This window comes from Flavobacterium sp. NPDC079362 (assembly GCF_050267765.1).
GTDB lineage: Bacteria > Bacteroidota > Bacteroidia > Flavobacteriales > Flavobacteriaceae > Flavobacterium > Flavobacterium azizsancarii.
This window is the reverse complement of sequence record NZ_JBNNFM010000007.1, coordinates 1-23,350: the sequence shown is the minus strand read 5'-3', so window position 1 is coordinate 23,350 and position 23,350 is coordinate 1. Positions and strand designations below refer to the sequence as shown.

General features: G+C 34.6%; 17 protein-coding genes and 1 tRNA gene. 2 read left to right on the top strand and 16 right to left on the bottom strand.

Translation table 11 applies throughout. From position 1 onward, the window contains the following. Nucleotides 1-238 precede the first annotated feature (238 nt). The 15 genes from xylA to ACQKCJ_RS08650 all read right to left on the bottom strand — a co-directional run bounded on the left by xylA (nucleotide 239) and on the right by ACQKCJ_RS08650 (nucleotide 20,925). Nucleotides 239-1,564 carry a xylose isomerase gene (xylA, locus tag ACQKCJ_RS08720; RefSeq protein WP_427401832.1) on the bottom strand — a complete coding sequence of 442 codons (1,326 nt, stop codon included), beginning with the start codon at nucleotides 1,562-1,564 and terminating at the stop codon, nucleotides 239-241. Nucleotides 1,565-1,568: 4 nt separating this feature from the next. Continuing rightward, a complete protein-coding gene (locus ACQKCJ_RS08715) occupies nucleotides 1,569-3,053 on the bottom strand; it encodes a xylulokinase (RefSeq protein ID WP_427401831.1) in 1,485 nt (494 codons plus the stop codon). A 3-nt stretch (nucleotides 3,054-3,056) separates the two neighbouring features. Continuing rightward, on the bottom strand, nucleotides 3,057-4,067 hold the full coding sequence (locus ACQKCJ_RS08710) for a GntR family transcriptional regulator (protein WP_427401830.1): 1,011 nt from the start codon (nucleotides 4,065-4,067) through the stop codon (nucleotides 3,057-3,059). Between the two features lie 313 nt (nucleotides 4,068-4,380). Next, nucleotides 4,381-6,117, bottom strand: a complete 1,737-nt coding sequence (locus ACQKCJ_RS08705; protein WP_427401829.1) for a glycoside hydrolase family 43 protein — start codon at nucleotides 6,115-6,117, stop codon at nucleotides 4,381-4,383. Between the two features lie 15 nt (nucleotides 6,118-6,132). Then, nucleotides 6,133-6,846 (bottom strand): NUDIX hydrolase, encoded by a 714-nt coding sequence (locus tag ACQKCJ_RS08700; protein ID WP_427401828.1) that lies wholly within the window; start codon nucleotides 6,844-6,846, stop codon nucleotides 6,133-6,135. Between the two features lie 49 nt (nucleotides 6,847-6,895). After that, entirely contained in the window at nucleotides 6,896-7,930 is a 1,035-nt protein-coding gene (locus tag ACQKCJ_RS08695; RefSeq protein WP_427401827.1) for a glycoside hydrolase family 43 protein, read from the bottom strand. Between the two features lie 28 nt (nucleotides 7,931-7,958). After that, a complete protein-coding gene (locus ACQKCJ_RS08690) occupies nucleotides 7,959-9,392 on the bottom strand; it encodes an MFS transporter (protein ID WP_427401826.1) in 1,434 nt (477 codons plus the stop codon). 294 nt (nucleotides 9,393-9,686) lie between these two features. Further along, nucleotides 9,687-10,796 carry an endo-1,4-beta-xylanase gene (locus tag ACQKCJ_RS08685; RefSeq protein WP_427401825.1) on the bottom strand — a complete coding sequence of 370 codons (1,110 nt, stop codon included), beginning with the start codon at nucleotides 10,794-10,796 and terminating at the stop codon, nucleotides 9,687-9,689. Nucleotides 10,797-10,912: 116 nt separating this feature from the next. After that, nucleotides 10,913-13,783, bottom strand: coding sequence for a glycosyl hydrolase 115 family protein (locus tag ACQKCJ_RS08680; protein WP_427401824.1), 2,871 nt, complete (start codon nucleotides 13,781-13,783; stop codon nucleotides 10,913-10,915). Nucleotides 13,784-13,984: 201 nt separating this feature from the next. Further along, a complete protein-coding gene (gene uxuA, locus ACQKCJ_RS08675; protein WP_427401903.1) occupies nucleotides 13,985-15,157 on the bottom strand; it encodes a mannonate dehydratase in 1,173 nt (390 codons plus the stop codon). A 26-nt stretch (nucleotides 15,158-15,183) separates the two neighbouring features. After that, nucleotides 15,184-15,921 carry an SDR family NAD(P)-dependent oxidoreductase gene (locus ACQKCJ_RS08670; protein WP_427401823.1) on the bottom strand — a complete coding sequence of 246 codons (738 nt, stop codon included), beginning with the start codon at nucleotides 15,919-15,921 and terminating at the stop codon, nucleotides 15,184-15,186. 18 nt (nucleotides 15,922-15,939) lie between these two features. Next, the gene (locus tag ACQKCJ_RS08665; RefSeq protein WP_427401822.1) at nucleotides 15,940-18,093 is read right to left on the bottom strand and encodes an alpha-glucuronidase family glycosyl hydrolase; all 2,154 of its coding nucleotides are present in this window, start codon (nucleotides 18,091-18,093) and stop codon (nucleotides 15,940-15,942) included. Nucleotides 18,094-18,394: 301 nt separating this feature from the next. Then, nucleotides 18,395-18,940, bottom strand: a complete 546-nt coding sequence (locus ACQKCJ_RS08660) for a YbhB/YbcL family Raf kinase inhibitor-like protein (RefSeq protein ID WP_427401821.1) — start codon at nucleotides 18,938-18,940, stop codon at nucleotides 18,395-18,397. A gap of 88 nt (nucleotides 18,941-19,028) precedes the next feature. Then, complete coding sequence (locus ACQKCJ_RS08655) at nucleotides 19,029-19,865, bottom strand: helix-turn-helix domain-containing protein (protein ID WP_427401820.1); 837 nt, start codon at nucleotides 19,863-19,865, stop codon at nucleotides 19,029-19,031. Nucleotides 19,866-19,869: 4 nt separating this feature from the next. Next, the gene (locus ACQKCJ_RS08650) at nucleotides 19,870-20,925 is read right to left on the bottom strand and encodes a LacI family DNA-binding transcriptional regulator (RefSeq protein ID WP_427401819.1); all 1,056 of its coding nucleotides are present in this window, start codon (nucleotides 20,923-20,925) and stop codon (nucleotides 19,870-19,872) included. A gap of 419 nt (nucleotides 20,926-21,344) precedes the next feature. Between ACQKCJ_RS08650 and ACQKCJ_RS08645 the strand changes: the two genes are divergently transcribed. Both ACQKCJ_RS08645 and ACQKCJ_RS08640 read left to right on the top strand, forming a co-directional pair. After that, nucleotides 21,345-21,851, top strand: a complete 507-nt coding sequence (locus ACQKCJ_RS08645; RefSeq protein ID WP_427401818.1) for an N-acetyltransferase family protein — start codon at nucleotides 21,345-21,347, stop codon at nucleotides 21,849-21,851. A 61-nt stretch (nucleotides 21,852-21,912) separates the two neighbouring features. Then, nucleotides 21,913-22,932, top strand: coding sequence for a proline iminopeptidase-family hydrolase (locus ACQKCJ_RS08640; RefSeq protein WP_427401817.1), 1,020 nt, complete (start codon nucleotides 21,913-21,915; stop codon nucleotides 22,930-22,932). A 328-nt stretch (nucleotides 22,933-23,260) separates the two neighbouring features. Here ACQKCJ_RS08640 and ACQKCJ_RS08635 read toward each other — a convergent pair. Then, nucleotides 23,261-23,346 (bottom strand) — tRNA-Leu (locus ACQKCJ_RS08635). Nucleotides 23,347-23,350 lie beyond the last annotated feature (4 nt).

Genomic DNA, 23,350 nt, shown 5'->3' with positions numbered 1-23,350 from the left:
TCATGAAGTAACTTTTTCAGCTTATGAATTAGAAAACAGTAACTAAACCTTCAATCTGTTTTCTGAATCTCAAAGCTAAAAAACCCGTCATAATCATAATACACATTTCTCAATATTTCACTTTATGCAAATAACTTTATACGACTATCACATTAATTATTTTGGACAAGATTTCTTTTCCAGATTTTTAATGAGACCTAACTTGTTTTAAAAAAAACCTGTTAGGTCTTTCTATATATTAGATATATTGATTGATAATATTCTCAAACAATTCCTGTTTTCCGCTTTGCAAATTCAATTCTCCATTATCATGTGCGATAGCGTACAAATCTTTCAGGTTTAATTTTCCGTCAGCAAAATCTTTTCCTTTTCCTGTATCGAATGAGCTGTATCTTTCTTTTCTTAATTTGTCATAAGGCGAAGAGGTGATAATTTTATCAGCCGTTAATAAAGCTCTTGCAAAAGTATCAGCACCGCCAATATGCGCATGGAATACATCTTCAAGATCTGTTGAATTTCTTCTGATTTTTGCATCAAAATTAACTCCGCCGCCTTGTAATCCGCCTGCTTTTAAAAACACAAGCATCGCCTCTGTAGTTTCCTGAATGTTATTAGGGAATTGGTCTGTATCCCAACCATTTTGGTAATCTCCTCTATTGGCATCAATGCTTCCTAACATTCCTGCTTTTGCAGCAACTTCAAGCTCATGCTGAAAAGTATGTTGTGCCAACGTTGCGTGATTTACTTCGATATTGATTTTGAAATCTTTATCTAAACCATATTCTTTTAAGAATCCAATTGCAGTTGCCGAGTCAAAATCGTATTGGTGTTTTGATGGTTCCATAGGTTTTGGTTCTATAAAGAATGTTCCTTTAAAACCTTGTGCTCTTGCGTAATCTCTGGACATGGTTAAAAATTGTGCCATATGGTCTAATTCTCTTCCCATATCTGTGTTTAATAATGACATATATCCTTCACGCCCGCCCCAGAATACGTAGTTTTCTCCGTCTAAAGCAATTGTTGCATCCAGAGCCAGTTTTACTTGTCCTCCTGCTCTTGCTACCACATTAAAATCAGGATTTGTAGCTGCCCCGTTCATAAATCTCGGGTTCGAAAAACAGTTGGATGTTCCCCAAAGCAATTTAATTCCGGATGCTGCTTTTTTCTCTTTCAAGTATTCTGTAATCGTAACCAAACGTCTCTCTGATTCGGCAAAAGTTGGTCCTTCAGCCACTAAATCATAATCGTGAAAACAGAAATAATCAAAGCCCATTTTGCTTATGAATTCAAACGCTGCATCGGCTTTGTCTTTTGCTGCCTGAATTGGATCTGAAGATTGGTCCCAGGCAAAATTTTGTGTTCCCGGACCAAACGGATCACTTCCTTGTCCGCAGAACGTATGCCAGTACGCAATGGCGAATCTAAAATGTTCGCGCATGGTTTTTCCCGCTACAACCTGATCCGGATTATAATATTTAAATGCTAACGGATTATCTGATTCTTTTCCTTCAAATTTAATCTGACCAATACCTTTGTAGTATTCTTTATTGCCTAAAACTATCATTTTTTTATTTTTTATGTGTTAATATAAATTCTAATTCTTGTTTCCATTTTTGGTATGCCTCTTCATAAGGTGCTGCATTTTTTAGTGGTAAAAAAGTCATGACGTGATCGTTGGTCGTTATGCCTGAACCAAATTTATTATAATCACCATCTTTTAAACTTACTGCTCTTGCCGCTCCTACTGCTCCGGTTGTGTTGTAAATTTCGATTTCATGCCCGATTAAAGTTGCTACGGTATTCGAAAAAATCTCTGAGCGAAATAAATTATCGTTCCCTGCCCTAATTACATTTATTGTCGCATTATCCTCTTTGAGACATTCCATCCCGTAGACAAATGAAAAGGCGATTCCTTCCAGCGAAGCTCTGAACAAATGTGCACTGTTGTGAATATTTAAGTTGAGGTTTAGAAAATGTGTTCCTATATTTTTATTGTTAAACATACGCTCGGCTCCATTCCCAAACGGAATCACCACTACTCCATCTGAACCAATCGCAATTTTTGATGCTTTCCTGTTCATCGATTCGTAGGTTTCGTCGCCCATATTATTTCGCAGCCAACGGTACTGAATTCCAGCTCCGTTGATGTTTAATAGTTTACCAATTCTGGGTGTATCTAATTCGTAATTAACGTGCACGAAGTTGTTTACTCTGGTGCTTTTTCCGGATGACATTTCGCTCACTGCATAAAAAACTCCTGAAGTTCCTCCTGTTGCTGCAACTTCTCCCGGATTTAATACGTTTAATGACAATGCATTATTAGGCTGATCTCCGGCTCTGTACACCACCGGAATCCCTATAGGAAGTCCTGATTCGATTGAAGCTTTTTCGTTTAAAACACCCTGATTTGTAAAATTCTCTACAATATCCGGTGTTAACGACTGATCGATTCCGTAATAATCCAACAGCCAATTTGCTACTTTGTTTTCTTTATAATCCCAAAGCATACCTTCAGACAAACCGTTTTTTGTGGTTGTAATATCTCCGGTTAATTTGTAGGCGATATAATCTCCCGGCAACATGTATTTGTAAACCTGATTGTAAATTTCAGGTTCGTTTTCCTTCACCCATTTTAGTTTCGAAGCGGTAAAATTTCCAGGCGAATTCAATAAATGTTCCATACATTTTTCCTGCCCTATTTCGGCGAAAGCCGTATTGCCTATTTCGACCGCACGACTGTCACACCAGATGATTGCATTACGCAATGGGTTGCGTGTTTTATCCACAATAACGAGTCCGTGCATTTGATAAGAGATACCAATTCCCTGAATTTTAGAAGCCTCAATATTAGCTTCACGAATTGCCCGCCTTGTTGCCACACAAATGTGCTGCCACCAAATTTCAGGATCCTGCTCTGCCCAATCCGGATGCAATGACACAATTTCCATTTCGTTTTGCGGTTCATGCAAAACGATTATTTTTTTTCCTGTTTCGGCTTCAACCAAGGCAACCTTGACCGAAGAACTTCCAATATCATATCCTATATAATACATAACTTATAATGATTCTCTTACTATTAAATTCGTTGATACATAACTCTGAACAACCTCATCATGTGTGATAAATGCTGCCGCTTTTGTTCCTAATTCCTTAAAATCAGTCGACACAACTGATATTCCTTTGTATATAAATTTCTTCATTGGCGTTTCGTTATACGATAAAAATCCAACGTCTGTTCCGGGTTCTAAATCCTTCTCTTTGCATTGTTCTAAAAAATGTCCCAAAATTCTGTCACTCACACTTATATAGGCAATTCCTTTTTCGATGTTGAACTTTTTGGGGTCTGTAATAATTTTATATTCAAAATTAAAATCAGCACAAAATTTCTTAAAAAACTCCAATGTTTCCTTTGGATGATTTGTATAATCCGGATAAACAAAATGGATACTTTTATATTTTCGAAACAAATCAATTGCTTCTTTTAAAGCGCTGTAAAATGCTTTCCCAAAATCCTGAAAAATGTAATTATTCTCTTTTTTCGAATGAACATTCCAATCAATCAAAAGCAATTTTTCATTAGAAATTGATGATAATATTGGCAAAACTTCTTTGTGGTCAAAATTCATTACCACGTACTTATAATATTTTCCTACGCTATTATTAATTATCGCCTTAAAAACGTCTATGTTATAATGATGAAACTGAACATCTGTAATCACATTATCAGCCAGATTATTTACAAACGAATGGTATAAAACCTCTTTATAAGCCTTGAAAGTATCTAATACTAAAAGTACTTTTCTGGTTTCGCCCGAAACATAATATCCTTTATTTGGCACTGAATCAATAACTTTTTGATCCTTTAAAATAGAATACGCCTTAAAAACCGTATCCCTCGACAACTGATTGGTCTTGCAAATCGCATTTACAGAAGGAAGCAAATCTCCTTTTTGTAAAACATTCTCCGCAATCGCATTATTGATTCCGTTGACCAATTGCTGGTATTTCGGGATGTCACTATCGTGATTTATTGTAAAGACAAATTCTTCCTGTTCTTTGTTTTGCATACTGTTCTGTTCTGGTATGCTAATATAGGCAAATGTCTTTTATAAAAAAACACTTTTATAATAAAAATGTTAGCTTTCCACCATCATTTCATTTCTACGAAGGAGAAATCACATACAATATTCCCCAAAATATTTCTAAACATTGCGTTCTCAACTCATGTGATTTTCCTTCGTCGAAATAACATAAACGACAATTATGAACCCATAAAGATTTATAAATATGCCGTCCCGCTGGGGCTTCTCAAAATATCCCTTTTACATTTCTCCCGAAGCTTCGTGATCGAAATTGACATAATGAACGGAAACACGTTTTCTAAAAATGATTGCTCGACGTATACATCGCCAAATATGTACCCACAAATCCTCCTGCTTCTTTTGTGCTTAATATAATTCCGTCAACATCTTTGGCTAACAAAATCCATTGTGCTTTTTCTTCTGTTTTATAATAAAAATCATAATATCTCGCCTTTCCCTCTATTTTTAAGAAAAGCGATATGGCATTTCCTGCAAGTTCTTTTTTAGCTACTATCTCAGGCTTTCCATCATTAATTTTACTTGCTTTTTTTTCCAAAAAAACTTCCGGTTTTCCGTCCGCATTCAGTCGTTTCCCAAGTAGCAAATAATTTTTCTCGTTCTGAAAGGCGACAAACCCGGCAGTTTCTAAAGTAGTCTTTGGTGTAAATTCTAATTTTGTCGAAGCTTCAAATTTTAAATGCTGCTGTCTTCTTCCAATAAAAGAAAAATTCGTTTCGGTATGAATCGATTCTTTTCTTGGTTTCATTAATAATTTACCATCCTTCAAGTCATACCATTTTTCAGAAGGCGTTCTGATAAAATTCCATTTCAAATCTAATTTGCTTTTCTCAAAATCATCATGAGCAACAAAATTCCCATTCATTGGTTCGGTTTTTTCTTTTGAAAGAGGCAAATTAGGTCTCTTATGAATCATTGGGATTGCTTTATTTCCATCTACAATTGTTGGCCAGTCATTTTTCCATTCTACCGGCATCATAAACGTCTCCCTTCCTGTATTATACAAATCCATTCCGTATGGTCTGCAGCCTAAAAATACTGTCCACCAATCTCCGTTAGGTAATTCTACAAAATCAGCATGTCCCGTTGTCGAAACTTCATTTTTGCGATTCGGGTCTAAATGCGATTGTGTCATTATTGGGTTGTTACTGTAACTTTCGTAGGGTCCGTAAATATTTTTACTTCTAAAAACTACTTCAGAATGATTAAATCCGGTTCCGCCCTGAGCACAAATCATATAATAATATCCATTCTTTTTTATAATGTGCGGACCTTCTATCCAAACTGGCTTTATAGCCATATCCGTTCCTCCGTTAATCACCAGTTTTGGTTCGCCTGTAATCTTTTGCTTTGCTAAATCATATTCGAACATATAAATGGCTCTGTGTCCGTCATGAATCGAAATATTATTTGGCGGAGGGCCATTATGGGTGATATACACTTTTCCGTCATCATCAAAAAAGATATCCGGATCAATTCCGTCAACTCCCGGAATCACCATTGGATTTGACCATGGACCAGCTGGATTTTTAGCAGTAACAATAAAATTTCCTACTCCGCTTACATTGGTACAAATCACATAAAATGTTCCGTTATGATAACGAAGCGTTGGTGCGTACATTCCGCCTGATAATCTCGAATTCCCAAAATTAGCTTGTTCAGGACGGTCAATAATATTCCCTATTTGTTTCCAGTTTACCAAATCGGTACTTTCAAAAATGGGCAATCCCGGAAAATAACAAAATGAGGAATTCACCAGATAAAATTTATTACCTACTCTGCAAATAGTTGGATCAGGATAAAATCCAGCTAAAATTGGATTCAGATACTCGGCATCTGATTTGGATACATTCGTATAAGCATCATCTTTTCCTTGATAATCAAACCAGTCAAAGGCAGCATAATCTGAGTACACAATCGGTTGTGGTTTCTGGGAAATTTTTTTACACGAAGAAACGGCCATTATAATAATGACTACACTTGCTATTTTAAGATTTCTATTTTTTATTTTAAACATATCTGAAACCGTTCTTTAAAAATTAAAATTAATTTCTCTGTGTGATAACATTTCCTGGCCTTGCAGGTTTACACTATAAAACTTAGCAGCTCTGTGCGAAACGTCTTCTTCTTTTTCGTTAGAATCATGTATTAATCCCATTTGCAATATCTTTCTTCTAAAATTAGATTTGTTGATTTCGATTCCGAGGATTTCTTCATAAAGATGCATGACTTGCAATAATGTAAATTTGTCCGGCAACAGATTAAAACCTATAGCGCTTTTGCAAATATTCTTGCGCAATTCTTTTAAACTATAATCTAAAATTACTTTATGTTTTTCGTTCAAACCTGCTATTTCATTAATACTTACCCATTCAACATCCGGATTAAAAAGATCGTTTTCTAAATCATCATAATCTCTTTTTACCATTGCATAATATCCTATCGAAATATCTTCCTGACTGCTTGATTGAGACGGATAACCAAAGGCTTTTAATTGTTCCAGAAAAAAATTATCAAATCTTATATACTTTTGCAAAATGTTATGGGCTGTACTCAAAATAGTTTCACCATCTTTTATATAATCATTTGCCAGTTCTCTCTTTATATTTCCCTGATTGTCTTTCTTTTTTATGAGTAAAACTTTCAGGCTTTCCTCTTCAAAATTAAATATCACACAATCAATTGCTATTCTATTGGCACTATATTGATTGCTGGTATTTTTGCTGTTTTCATCTCCTTTTTCCATAGAAAATAAAATTTAAACCTATTACTACTATTTTCAATAAACAAAAATTTTAGTCTCCTAATCTTCGAATTCCATAAGGATCTATGGTTACGATTGTGCCGTCTTCGAGATAATCGATTTTAGTCACTTTCATACTTCTTAAATGTGTTACTCCTTTTGATAAACTTGAATCGTGATAAAACAAATACCATTCGTTCTCGACTTTGCATATCGAATGATGTGAAGTCCATCCTACAACCGGATTCAGGATTCGCCCCTGATAGGTAAATGGTCCGTATGGATTATCGCCTATTGCATAGCAAATAAAATGTGTGTCGCCTGTAGAATAGGAAAAGTAATATTTGTCATTGTATTTGTGTACCCAGGACGCTTCAAAAAAACGACGATCATTATCATTTGCCAGCAAGACTTGTCCGTTTTCATCCAGGATTTTGATTTCTTTGGGATCTTCGGCAAATTCTAACATATCTTCTCTCAACATCGCAACGATAGGTCCTAAGGCCGACTCTTCGTCAATGGGCTCTTCGTGATTGGGATCGTATTGATTGCTTCGGTATTTTTGAAGTTGTCCTCCCCAAATTCCGCCAAAATAAATGTAATGTTTACCATCTTCATCTTCAAAAACAGCCGGATCAATACTGTAACTTCCTTTTATGGCATCTGGCTCAGGCAAAAATGGCCCTACCGGAGAATCGCTTATCGCAACTCCAATCTGGAAAATTCCGTTGGCACGTTTTGCAGGGAAATACAAATAATACTTCCCGTTTTTGTGTGCGGCATCAGGAGCCCACATTTGTTTTTCGGCCCATGCAACTTCGCTTACATGCAAAGCAACTCCGTTATCTACCACTTCTGACTGAATGTTTTCCATCGAAAAAACATGATAATCCTCCATACCAAAATGATCTCCATTATCATTAAACGGGATTCCGGCATCAATATCGTGTGAAGGATAAATATATATTTTACCGTTGAATACATGCGCTGACGGATCTGCCGTGTACATGTGCGAAACTAAAGGTTTCGAAATGGCTAATTTATTAATTTGTTCAAAATTAATTTGTTCAATACTATCTTCAGGCATAGTCTTTTTTATGTTTTATTTTAAATAATTAAGTTCTTCTTTCTTTTAAATCGGCTTCAATCTGTACTTCCATCTTTTTATTGATTTTATAGAAAAACAATAAGGCAACACCAACTAAAAATGGAATGGAAGGAAAAATACTCACCAATAATTTTATTCCGTTTATTGCTGTATCTGTTTGTGTTAAGGAGTTTGGGACATAATGAAAATATCCTAAAAATAAAGTTGTCAGGGATCCGCCAATACTTAAACCTGCTTTTAAACCTACCATCATAGCCGAAAATATAATAGCTGTGGCACGACGGTTGTTCAGCCATTCAGAGTAATCTGCAACATCTGCTATCATCGCCCAAAGGATTGGGATCGTGATGCCGTAGAAAAATCCGTGAAAGATCTGTGAGAAAAATATTAGACCAATAGATGTTGGCGGAAAGAAATAGAATGCCATAATAAACAAGGTCGAAATGAATAAAAACAATCCAAAAATGTTTCGTTTTCCGTGTTTATCAGCAAGACTTTTAGATAACGTGATTCCTACGATCATAAAGATGATTCCGCCCGCATTAAACAATCCAAATCCAGCTGAAACAGGATCATTCCCAAAATGGTTTAATCCTATATTCGACAATACATCCAAAATAGGCTGGATAAAAACTGCCAATTGTTCTTTGTTGACATAATTTTCAAAATAATACACATATGCACCGCCTTTCATCGCCAGTGTTATAAAAACCAGTGTTGTCAAAGTCAGCATAATAACCCACGGCTTATTCTTCGTTAAATCGCCTAAATCTTCTTTAATGCTGGATTTTTGTTCCGGTTTTGGAATAATACGCTCTTTTGTGGTCAAAAAAGTGATTAACAACATAATGGTTCCAATGATAGCAAGTGCAGTCATTACTTTTTCGATCCCAATTGCTTTATCTCCGTTTCCTGCACTTTTGATAATTCCGAGCATAAAAACCTGGACAAAAAATTGTGCAAACATTACTGCTACAAAACGGTAGGATGACAAACTGTTTCTCTCGCGCATATCGCCGGTAATTACCCCGCTTAAAGCTGAATAAGGCAAATTATTACTGGCATAAAAAAGCAATAATAAAGTATAGGTTACTACGGCATAAATTACTTTTCCGTGGTAAGAGAAATTAGGCGTAGAAAAAGCCAATAAAGCAATAACCCCCAGTGGTATTGCGGTAATTAAAATCCAGGGTCTGAATTTCCCCCATTTAGTATTGGTTCTGTCGGCCAGAACGCCAATAATTGGATTAAAAATAAAGGCAGCAATTAATCCCACAACCAACATAATAATCGAAGAATCTGTAGGCGACAATCCGTAGATATCAGTATAAAAATAAGCCAGATACGTCATTAGTGTCTGAAAAACTAAATTTGCTGCTAAGTCACCTAAACTGTATCCGATTTTTTCTTTAATGGACAATTTTTGAGAAATGTAATTCATTATTGGTTGGTGGTATTTTGGTTAGATTTAATTATCCTGCACAGTTTTAGTTTTTTGTCATTTTGATGAAGGAGAAATCACATGCGCTAAATCCTCAATGTATGTCACTGTCCGGATGTGATTTGTCCTTCGTCGAAAAGAAAAAGTTGTTATAAATGCTTTTAAACAATCGGTTGTGTAAAATTAGCTAAAAAAACATATTATACAAATTTACTTTACTATATTTCAATAATAAACAACAAACAACCGATTGTAAAATAATACATAAAAAGAAGTTCTTTTTTGCCTTAAATTTTATTGCTTTGCTTCTTTTAATTGCACAACACTTTCATAGGCTTTTTTAGGTCGCAATTGAGCATCGAACAATAACGGATAATTTGTCCTGCCTTTTATTGGCCAATCATTTAGCCATGACTGCCCGTCGTGAACTCCCCAGAAAGTTACCCGGCTAATTTTGTCCTTGTGTTTTAGAAACAATTTAAAAATATCAGCATAACGTTGTGCCAGTTGAGTCTGTATTGAATCGGGAAGTGATTTAGGGTATGGATTCATCTTAGGATTTCCTTCAAAATTCTGGTTCACATCTGCTCCTTTTAAATCCCAGGGATTTGGCAAAACGGTAATATCCAATTCTGTAAAAGCTACTTTAACTCCTAAGGCTGAATATGCCAAGATGCTTTTTTCAATTTCTTCTAATGATGGACTATTCAATTTCCAGTGTCCCTGACTTCCCACTCCGTCAATTTTCCCTCCGGCAGCTTTAATTTTTTTCACTAATCTAATCACACCTTCTCTTTTTGCCGGATCTTCAAGGTTATAATCATTATAATACAAATCAACTTTTGGATCTGCTGCTGCCGCTAATTTAAAAGCATCAATCAGATAACTTTCGCCAAGTGTTTTCAAAAAAACGGATTGACGCAAAGTTCCATCTTCGTTTAGAGCTTCATTAACGACATCCCACGAATTGATTCTTCCTTTGTATTTAGAAACAATTGTCGTGATATGATCTTTCATAAAAGATTTCATTTCTGTACTGTCTTTAATTTTTTCCATCCAAGGTGCTAATTGGCTGTGCCAAATCAAAGTATGACCGTGAATGAACATTTTGTTTTTCTCGCCATACGCGACAAACTTATCCGCCAAAGCAAAATCATATTTGTCTTTTTGCGGATGTACAAACATCGATTTCATGATGTTTTCGGCTGTAATTGCATTGAATTCTTTACAAATCAATGAATCAACTTTACTGTCTTTTTCTTCAATTTGATCTGCACTTAAAGCTGTTCCGATATAAAAATCGTCTTTGTAACTGTTTTTTAAAGAAGTAACTTCTTTTTTAGGAGAACAATTCACCAACAGCAATGTGGTAATTGCCAGCAAATAAGGGTTAATAATTTTCATGTTTTTGGTTTATAGTTAATAGTTATTTTTTTAAATACACTTAGCTTTGTTTGGCGAGACGTAACAGGTTTTTAAAACCTGTTACGTCAAATCTACGTACAACTTCATTCCTTTTATCATTTTGTTCTAAAGCTTTCCGGTGGTCCTAAGTACGTTTTCAATACTTGTCCCGATGCTGTTTCGATTACTATTTTCTGAAGCACCAAAGCAGGATCTATTCCATAAATTTTCAACACATGGTTTCCTGCATTTTCAATTTTGTGCGAAGAGGTTATAATTTTAATATTATCAGCAACGGATTCGTTCCAGTTCTTCTCAGAATTATCAGCATTCAGATTCATTATTTGAGGATTTTCAACATCAAAAGCAACTCCGTATTTTAATCCGTCGCGAACACTAAAATTAATCGTCGGAGAAAAATAAGCATGAACTTTCACCTCTTCTTTACTAAAAAAATGAACGTCATATTCTACTCTTGGCGATTGTTCAGAAATTGCAACAGGCAAGATATTCGAAGGTTTTAACGTGATTCCGGATCCTGTTTTACCGATATTCGGAATCGTAGTCCATTGAATATTAGATTCGTTTATAGCTCTTGAATAATTTTGGGCATCTATCGCAATATATCCGTTATTTTCAACAAAACCCTTAACGTCATTTAATTCTTCATTTTTGACATTTACAATAACATTAAACTTTTGTTTATTTGCTGTAACAACCAATTTACTTTTTAGGTTTCCTTTTGGAGCTTTTTTCCAATCGATACCTATTACAATTCTTTCTTCTTTAGCAATCGTTCCGTTTGACTTCGAGAACGTAATCCAATTGTTTTTTGCATTTATTGTAAAGTCGAAAGTTTTTGTTCCGCGATTAAACAAATCAAGATAAGTTGTTTTATTTCTGAATGCATTTAAGACGGGCAAAACTATTTCCTGTTTGTTGTTTGTCCAATAGTTTTCAGAACCTTCAATAGCAATTCCAGCTTCCGCTTTATTGGGTAATGCGATTACTTTTGTTTCGGGAATTACATTTGTCTTAGGTTCCTGCCATGAAGTATAGCCAATGTGTGTTTGCGCCATCATATGATTCCACTTTCCTCCGGCTAATTTTGTATGATAATCATTTGTCAATAAACTGTCTTTCTCAAAAAGTACTTTTACCTGTTTTGCATAATCATTTGCTGCAGCTCTGCCTTGATTTGCATACAACTGATTCTTCGCTGTTGCTACATACAATTCATTTATATTAGAACTTGCCAAAACAGGAAATAAAACCAATTGATAAAAAGCATCTTTATATTCCGGCGCTATTTTATCGCTAATTTGATTCGCTTTCTCAACCACCTTTTTATAATCAGCCAAAACATTTTCGGCTTCATTATAATGGGTAATACTATACGTTTTAGCGTTTAGTAATTCCGGCTTTCTTCGGGCATTGTATTTAGTATATAATTTCATGATCTCCGCAATTTCTTCGGGATACTGATTCCCAAAAGTTTCCATTGCCCATCGCACATAATATTGCTCCAGATTATTAGCATTAAAAACTTCCGGATTCCAGGCCATATCAAGAAAAAACTCAATCGGAAATTCCATTGGTTTGATATCGCCTACATTCACAATCCATATTTTATCAACACCATATTGATATGCCAGATCCATTTGCTCCCATGTACGCTCGATTTGATTGGTATTAATCCATTTGTAATTTCTTGGACCGCCAACATAATCATAATGGTAATAAATGCCGTAACCGCCTTTTCTTGGTTTTGCATCAAGTTCTGGTAATTTCCTGATATTTCCCCAATTATCATCGCATAACAAAAGTGTAATATCATCCGGAACCCGCATTCCTTTATCATAATAATCCTGAACTTCTTTGTAAAGCGCCCACATTTGTGGTGTTTCTTCAATTGGCTTTTTGGTTACTTCTGCAATAATATTTCTTTGCGTTTTTACGATATTTTCTAATAAATCTATTGCTGTTCCTTGTGTCATAGGTTCGTCGCCATCGCCACGCATCCCAACAGTTACAATCGTTTCCTTATTTCCCATTCTCTTCATTCCGTCTTTCCAGAACGAAGTCAGATTATCTGAATTGGTATTAAAATCCCATTTTCCTTTTCCTAAAGCCGACCATTCGGCGTGTGCTCTCGTTAAAGGTTCATGGTGCGAAGTTCCCATCACGATTCCGTATTCATCAGCTAAAACTGCATTTTGAGGATCATCGACATAAAACATTCTTCCCCACATCGATGGCCACAAATAATTACCTTTCATCCTCAGAATCAATTCAAAAACCGTATCATAGAATTTAGCATTAAATCCGCCATATTTTTCAAACGCCCAGCCTGATAATGCCGGAGCTTCATCATTGATAAAGATACCTCTGTATTTTACTTTTGGCTCGCCCTGAGAATAAATTCCAGGCAAAACATGTAATTCTGACTGTTTCTTAACGGGAACATCTGCCCAGAAATACCACGGAGAAACTCCTATTTGACTCGACAAATCGTAAATTCCGTAAATTGTTCCCCGCTTATCAGAACCTGCAATTACCAATGCTTTTTTAACTCCTTTTACAGGATTATCTACGATTTGAGTTGTAAATTTTTCCCATTTCCCCTTAAGTTGATTGGTATCAATTTTACCTTCTTTTGCCAATTGATCTATAATTTCGCTTTTACCTAAAGTTCCAATAATGACCACATAATCCGCCTCTGAAATTTTATTAATTTGTTTTGCGTGCAAATCTGAAACCTTAAAAAGATCATTTTCTAAATGGCCTGTAACACGTAAAACTCCCTGAAAATCATTTTTACTTACTAAAATGGAAGCTATTTTTCCTTTTGAAACTAAAGGAAAATTCTCAGAAGAAGCTTTGTTTACAACATATTTCTCTTCATTAATGGCATAAGATTGCATACTAATTCCGAAGAAAAAAAGCAGCAACATTCTAAATATAAATTGGGGTTTTAGGTTCCTCATTTAATTTTTTTATTAGTTAATGTGAATGTTTAAACACATAGAAACATAGTTTTTCTTTGTGCTGAAAAAGGCATTTCATTCTAAATAAATCACAAACCATTATGTAAAATTCAAGCTTCTTCAACGTTTAAAACTTTGACAAGGCCAATCTTAACTTAGACCTGACAGGTTTTAAAAACTTGTCAGGTCTAAACCACAGACTTATATTAAACCTTGATTCAGCTTATAAGCAATTCCCATTTCTAAACCTCTTAATTCAGCAAGGCCTTTCAATCTTCCCACAAGAGAATATCCGGGATAAATTTCTTTTGTTTCATCAACAGCGTGCAAAAAACCATGATCCGGACGCATGGGTAAACTCACATTTGTTTTGTTCATTAACAAAAGAAGTTTCTCTACAATAACTTCCATTTTAGTATCACCTTTTAAATGTTCTGATTCCCTGAAAATAGTTTCGCTTTCGCGGAAGGTATTTCGCAGATGCAAAAAGTGAATTCGGTCTCCATAATCTTCTATAATTTTCTCCAGATTATTTTTAGGATTTGCCCCTAAAGAACCGGTACAATAACACAAGCCGTTTAAATTGAATGGCACAGCCTCAAAAATAGCTTTCAGATCATCTTCGGTAGAAACTATTCTGGGTAAACCCAGAACTGAAAACGGCGGATCATCAGGATGAATTGCCAATTTTGCGCCATATTCTGAAGCAATTGGAGCTATTTGTGTTAAAAAATAAATTAGGTTGTCTCTTAGTTTTGCATTATCAATATGAGCATAATCTTCTAATAACGAAAGAATCTGTTCAGCAGTAAAATTGATTTTACTTCCCGGTAATCCTAATAATACATTTTTAAAAAGCAGTGCTTTTTCTTCTTCTGAAAGCTGGCTGCCAAATTTCAGTGCATTCTCTTTTTCTGTTTCTGAATAATCAATTTCAGCGTTTGGTCTTTTTAAAAGATACACATCAAAATACGTAAAAGCATTCTGATCGTATAAAAGAGCTTTACTTCCGTCTTCATTAATAAAATTATGATTCGTGCGAACCCAGTCTAAAATGGGCATAAAATTATACGTGATGATTGTAATACCGCAATCTGAAAGGTTTTTTATACTCGCTTTATAATTTTCAATGTATTGCAAATAGTTGCCTGTCGCTCTTTTTATTTCTTCATGAACCGGCAAACTTTCTACGACTATCCACTCTAATCCTGCATCTTTTATTATTTGCTGTCTTTCCTTAATATCAGCAACAGTCCAGATTTCTCCCACAGGAATTTGATGCAAAGCCGTAACGATTCCTGTAGCTCCGGCTTGCTTAATATCTAATAATTTTACAGAATCCTGAGAACCAAACCATCGCATTGTTTGCTGCATTTTTATCATAATACTTACAATTAAGGTTAGAATCCGATACTATTCCCGCCATCGACAGGCAAAACAGTTCCAGTTGTATATTTTGATTCGTTTAGAGCGAAATAATAAACAGCATCAGCAATGTCTGACGGTTCTCCTAAAAATCCCATTGGTGTTCTGGAAAGTACTTTATTTTTTCTTTCAGGATCGTTATCAAGTGCTGTAGAAGACATTTTTGTTTTGATAAAACCAGGTGCAATACAGTTGACACGAACACCAAACGGTGCCAATTCTACGGCCATTGCTCGGGTCATGGATTCGATTGCGCCTTTACTTGCTGAATAGGCAATAACTTTTGGGATACCATATTGTGATGCCATTGAGCTAATGTTGACAATACTTCCGCCTCCATTTTCTTTCATGTTTTTTACAACTTCTCTGCTTACCGCAAAAACACTAAGAAGATTGGTATGTATTACAGATAAAAAATCCTCATCAGTAACATCCAAAAATTCCTTTTTCAGATTAATCCCTGCATTATTTACTAAAATATCAATTGGGTTTTCCTGCGTTATTTTTTCTATCATCGCAGAAATTCCTCCAATATCATTTAAATCGTATAAAACCGGAATGGCATTATCGCCAATTTCCTTACATGCTTCTTCTGTCTTTTCTTTTGATCTGCCAATGATATAGGTTTTGATTCCGTTATCACATAATTTCTTTGCGGTTGCGAAACCTAAACCCGAATTTCCTCCGGTTACAATTGCCGTTTTTGTATTCATGTTTTTTATTTTCTAAAATTAATTTCCGGGTGCATATGGAAATTTTAATGATTTGAAATATTCTAATGTTTGTGTTGGCTTCTCTACTCCTACAGGTAATTCTTTACCTGAATATTGCTGAAAATAAAGCAAACAAGCATCCCGCCACCAATTTGCCTCTTTATATTGAATTTCTAACAACATCTGAACTTCCTTAAAACGATCCTTGTCAATATACTTATCCATATTATTCCAGGTATTTTGCATTTCCTGAACCTGATTTACACCTTCTTGATATTTTAAGGCTAATCCGTTCCAAAGTGTCTGACCATTTTTCAATTTAAAATCCCAGGAAACATGATGAAACCATAATAAATCCTGCTCAGGACAAGTCTCAGGATTATCAAATATTTTTGCTGCTTCTAATGCATATTGTGCGGTAGCATTTGTTCCTGTTTTTGACCGGTCGAAACCAATTCCGTTTTTATCAGCCTTATGATAATAAGTCGGATTCCATTCCGGCCTTGATAAATTACTAACCCAAGGACCCGGCCCATAATGATGTCCCGTATCCATAATATGGTGCAAACCAAGCGGTGTCATGTAGTTAACTACAGCTTCTCTTGATTGTATCATCATTTCTTTTACCGGTTTAATAAAGTTTTCATTGTTCGAAAAAGTACATCGCAACCATTCATCAGCAATACTTTCAGAATCTAAATACGGATTCCATGCCAATCTCCCGAAGCCGTACCAATTTGCCTGCGCAAAAGGATGTCCCGTCCAGTTTATATCATTACCTATATTTGCAACTCCAGCAATTCCGGTTAACTTGTGCGGATTGAAAGAGCCATCAATTACTTTGGCAACCGTGGTACCTTTTCCTTTTTGATAGGTATCTGATTCTAAAACTTCCTGAAATAATTTTGGCAGATAAACCAAATGCGTGCTAAAACCCAAATATTCCTGCGTAATCTGAAACTCCATCATTAAAGGTGTTTTTGGCATCGCACCAAATAACGGATGAAAAGGTTCTCTGGGCTGAAAATCGATCGCTCCATTTTTTACCTGAACAATTACATTGTCTTTAAATTTTCCATCATAAGGCTGAAATTCAGCATACGCTTGTTTCGCTCTGTCATTTGCATCATGTTCAGAATACACAAACGCTCTCCACATAATTACTCCTCCAAAAGGAGCTACGGCGTCCGCAAGCATATTAGCGCCATCAACATGGTCTCTTCCGTAATTTTGCGGTCCCGGCTGACCCTCAGAATTTGCTTTTACAAGAAATCCTCCAAAATCAGGAATTTTTTTATAGATTTCTTTTGCTTTATCTTTCCACCAATTCGCAACGGTAACATCTTTTGGATCTGCTGTTTTTAAACCGCCAATTTCAATTGGTGCCGAAAAACGCGCTGTTAAATATACTTTTATTCCGTAAGGTCTGAATACATTGGCCAATGCTTCGACCTTTTCTAAATATTGTGGTGTCAGGATCAAAGCATTTGCATTTACATTGGTTAAAACCGTTCCGTTAATCCCAATTGAAGCATTCGCCCTTGCATAATCAATATAACGCTGATCTACAAAATCAGGTAATTTCTGCCAGTTCCATAAAGAAAAACCTGCATAACCGCGCTCGATAGTTCTGTCTAAATTATCCCAATGATTCAAGATTCTAATGTTAATTTTTGGCGAATCAACTATGCTAAGATTTGTGATCGGTTTATTAGTCTGCAGTAATCTTAAAAAACTATAAACACCATATAAAACAGCCACATCATTATTTCCCGTAATGATTATTTGCTGTTTATTCTTTAATAAAACAGACTTAATGATAAAACCCTCGTCATTTATTTTTCCGAAATCAGATGCTACAACTTTTTGAGCATCTGAGTTTAAAGATAACTTAGAACCAATTATAATATTATTTCCTCCTTCTATTCTGGATTTGATTTCTATTTTTTTATCTCCCATCATATTTCTCAAAGCCGATTCCAACTCACTCAAAGAAATTTTTGAAGTTGGAGAACTTCCCATAGAAACTATTCCTTCAATAGCCGAATTATATTGCTGAAAGACCTCAGGATTTGTAATCTTATCATATTGAAGCCACAATTTGTAATCCTTCTGAGCAAAAGCTGAAAAGGAAATCAAAAGAAACGAGAAAATAAATCTTAATGAAGTCATTTTATTTAAATTTTTATTCTTTGAAATCTCATTTTGAAAGAATTAGTATTTTACGTTTTGACAAAGCATTTAATAAAATTTTAATCTAAAAAATACATTATTGCAAATAAAACAACAATTGCAATCGGTTGCGTAAAAATATAGGATTGTTATTTAAGAAAAAAATTTTAGTTGACTTTTTTTCAGAAAAAATATTTTTATAACAAATAAAAGCAGGATAATTTAAAAAACTATCCTGCTTTAGCATGGTGAAATCCAAGATTGAAACACCTTGAAACTATATCATTTAAAATTTAAATTTTCATCTTTTGTAATAAGCCACGATACTCGCTTTCGCTAATGTCTGATTCCAAAGATTAAACCCTACTACTGCAGGATTTGTATTTTCATCCGTTCCCAGTTTATCTGTTTTAAGTGCATAAACCGTTATGATATACGCATGAAATCCATGACCTACCGGCGGGCAAGGTCCTCCAAATCCTTTAATACCGTAATCTGTAATACTTTGAACAGCTCCTTTAGGAATTAAATTACTCTTTGTTCCCGCATTGGTGACCAATTCATTTACATTTGAAGGAATATCAAATACGACCCAATGCCAAAATCCGCTTCCGGTTGGCGCATCAGGATCATACATAGTTATAGCAAAACTTTTTGTTCCTTCCGGAGCATTTTTCCATGACAACTGCGGCGATTGATTTTCGCCTGAACAGCCAAATCCGTTGAATTCCTGAACCTTAGAAGCTTCTCCTCCTAAATCTTTGCTCGTTAAGGTAAATGTTTTTTGACCAAAAATTGTGGTGGTAAAAATTAAGGATAGTACCAAAATTAAATTTACTTTTTTCATTTTATTTTGAATTAAAATTTTAAGCAAATTTAGATCTGGCAGGATAAAATAATCTGTAGAGAAAGGATCAAAAAGTATGGCTGGAAGCTCAATTTTTCTGGTGATGTTTTGGCGTTACACCGTACTTTAATTTATAAGCCTGTGTAAAGCTTGATAAATTTTCGTAACCAACTTCAAAATAAACTTCAGATGGATTTTTTTGTTCCTGTTGTAATAAATAATGTGCAAATTCCAATCTTTTATTCTGAAACCATTTTATCGGCGATTCTGAATAATGTTTTTCAAATTCTCTCTTGAATGTCGACACACTCATATTACACAAAAAAGCCAATTCTTTTAAAGTTAATTTACTCAAATGGCTATTCTCAATAATGTGAATAAACTTTTGCGCGGCATTATCGCTATTTACAGTTAAAGAATAAAGAAATTCCATTCCGTATTTTTCCGTTAGATATAGCATAATTTCTTCAAACTTAACTTCCAGAATCTTCTTTTGAAGATCTTTTGACAGTTTCGTAATATCAATCAAACTGTACACAAAACGCTTTAGAAATTCATCATATTCAAAAGCATAAACTGATTTATATTCGAATGATTCGATTTTACCCAATTCAATTTTCCGAATGAATTTTGACAGTATTTCATTTGTAAAAAATAAAACTACGCTTCTGTAATCGGAACCACTCGAAAGTTTTTCGGTCATCAGGCAATTCCCTGATTTCATCACAAGAAACCTCGAATTATCTATTGATAGCGCCGAATCATCAAAAATAACCTCTTTTGTTCCTTCAATTAGAAAACTAAAAATATTTTGATTTAAAATGATTTGCTGCCTAGAAATTTCTTTTGAACTGCTGTAATCAAAAACATGAACCAACTGCGAATTTTCTAAATTCAATTCATCAGGAAGTGTGATTGTATGCATAATATTACTTTACTTCAGTTCCTAAAGACTTCTTTTTATCAGAAGATTCCCTGGCAAGTACTTCTGTATTTAAAAAAGTAATTTCCTTAGCATCGTCACTTTTTTGGGATTTCAGATTTTTGATAATAATTTCAGCCGCAGCTTTTCCCATTTTTTCAGCAGGATGTGTAATAGTCGAAATATTAGGATCAATAATTTGTGATATTGGGTCATTATTAAAACCAATAATAGCGATTTCATCCGGTACTTTGATCCCTCTCTTTTTTGCCGTTTGTACAGCACTAACCGCAATAATATCTCCCGGAGCAAAAAGTCCGTCCGGAATTGGATCTAAATCAAATAGTTGATTACTCGCCTTTACCCCTTCTTCGTATGTTACAGTCTTTAAATTAATGATTAGTTCTTCATCAATCGGTAAATTATGATCTTTTAGAGCTTCTATATAACCTCTTTTTCGTTCGTTATAAAGATTTCCAAATTCTGATCCTGCAGTTAAATGTGCAATACGAATACAACCTTGTTCGATAAGATGTTTAGTAGCCTTATAACCAGCAGTATAATTATCGATAACAACTCTAAAAGTATTATAATCCTTTGGAACCCTGTCTACAAATACAAGGGGAATATTATTATTAGAAAATTGCTGAAAGTGAGATGTATCTCTCGTTTCCATAGCCAGGGAGCAAATTACTCCGCTCACACGATTACTATATAACGACTTAGCCATATTGACCTCTTCGTAATAAGAATCATGTGATTGCATGATAATTACTGTATAATCCGATTTTTGAGCTGTAATTTCGATACCGCTAATTAAAGAAGATAAAAAAGGCTGGGTAACAGTTGGAATTAAAACACCAATAGTTTTTGTTTTATTTCCACGCAGACCTGCTGCTAAGGTATTGGGCACAAAACCCATTTCTTCAGCCGCTTTTTTTACTTTCTTTATCGTTTTATCACTTATAGTGTGGTGATCTTTCAAAGCTCGCGAAATAGTCGATGTAGCCAGATTTAATCGCTCAGCAATATCGTAAATCGTTACATGTTTATTTTCTTCCATGAAATCAATAATAAGAGATGTAAATATAAACTATTTTCCCACAAGATGATCTTTCTAAAATTTACATTGCTTTTTATTAATTATTAGAATCCTAAGATCTAATCTCAAAAATAATTTCAGTAAAAAACATTACATATTCGATAATTTCTAAAATATTTATTTTTTGCTTTATATAAATTTGCCCTCTTTAGTAAACTCTAAATCGATATCATTTGCAAAATTGGCATCAAGATCTTTATAACCATAATCGATATGCGTTATTTTTTCATCAGGATAATTTTTAGCTATATAAATATTTAAATTAAGGCTATTCTTTTGCTAATTAACAACAAAGAAAATCATTCAAACTTATTTAAAAAACCTCTATTATTTTTAAAAACAGATTGATTACCTTGTAATGACCTATAAATAATAAACTTATGCAAAAATCTATTTCTATAAAAACTGCAACCCCTGACGATTTAGACGGAATAATAAAACTTCAGGAAGCAAATCAAACTTCGCAAGGCGGTACATTATCAGGAGGATTATCGGCAAAACAAATTGAAGAAATGATGACCGATATGCCTCAGATAATTGCTGTTATTAATGATGAAATTGTAGGTTTTCTATTAACAACATCTCAGCAAGTTAATAACAAAAGAGATGTGCCAATTGTCAATGCAATGTCAGCATCTTACACCGGAACTGAAAATTCTTATATTTACGGACCTATTTGTGTTAGCAAAAATCAACGAGGAAAAGGATTAGCACAACTCTTATTTAAAGAACTATTACGTTTAGAACCAAATCGCGAAGGAATTTTATTTATCAAAAATGACAACGAAGCTTCTTTAAAAGCTCATGAAAAAATGGGAATGCACAAGGTTAGCAACTTTCATTTTAATAATGCAGATTTTGATGTCTTTGCTTATTCTTTTCCTTGAGAAAAAAAAATAATACAACTGATTTAGCTGAATACAAATTCATAACCATTTAAAAAACAATATGAAATACTTCATCATCATTATGGTTTCGTTGCTAACATTTTCCTGTAAAAATGAAACAAAATCAACGACACTCTCCAATTATTTTACCTATCAACAAAGTAGCAAAGTAGAATCGGCAGGTGTGAAAATGATTCCAATAAAAACACCCATCGGAGAATTTAACGTTTGGACCAAACGTTTTGGTACAAATCCCAAGATAAAAGTATTATTGTTGCATGGCGGCCCCGCTATGACACATGAGTATATGGAATGTTTTGAAACTTTTTTTCAACGTGAAGGTTTTGAATTTTACGAATATGATCAATTAGGATCTTACTATAGTGATCAGCCTAAAGATAGCAGCTTATGGACAACGGAACGTTTTGTAGAAGAAGTAGAACAAGTACGTAAAGCCATTGGTGCTGATAAAAATAATTTTTATGTATTAGGTAACTCCTGGGGCGGAATTCTCGCTATGGAATATGCACTAAAATATCAGCAAAATATGAAAGCTTTACTAGTCGCAAACATGATGGCAAGCGCACCAGATTACGGAAAATATGCAGACGAAGTATTAGCGAAACAAATGAAACCTGAAATTTTAGCCGAAATTAGGGCTTTAGAAGCTAAAAAAGATTTCAGCAATCCCAAATATATGGAATTACTGATTCCAAACTATTACCAACAACATCTTTGCCGATTAAAAGAATGGCCTGATGGGTTAAATCGTGCCAGCAAACATATTAATAATGAGATTTATACCATAATGCAGGGACCAAGCGAATTTGGTATTAGTGGACGCTTAGCCAAATGGGATATTAAAAATCGTCTACACGAAATTACAATCCCAACCCTAATGATTGGAGCCAAGTATGACACAATGGACCCAAAAGCAATGGAAGAGCAGAGTAAATTAGTTAAAAAAGGACGTTATTTATACTGCCCAAACGGAAGTCATTTAGCAATGTGGGACGATCAAAAAGTTTTTATGAATGGTGTAATTCAGTTTATAAACGATGTTGACAAAGAAAAATTTTAAGATTCATAAAAACACATCAAATAGATCCAATCAATCGAAGAATATGGGCGTTTCCCTACGGGTCGGGCTGTACGTTATATCTTTTGCGAGATGACATTTTAGTGTTTACAGAAAATCTAATGTCTCCCAAAAGGATATCACTCCCATCCCTAACGCAAGCAGAGATCAATAGAACCACCGTTTTCAGAAATCATCAACTTTAACGTTTGATCCCACTTTTGGTTAATCCTCAACTTTTTCGTTTGATCGTCTATTTGCATCGATCTCCAAATTTTCATTTTTAAGCAAAAAAAAAACTTCAATTAGCAAAGCCAATTGAAGTTTTTAGTACTCAGAGCGGGACTTGAACCCGCACGAACATTGCTGTTCACTGGATTTTAAGTCCAGCGTGTCTACCAATTTCACCATCCGAGCATTA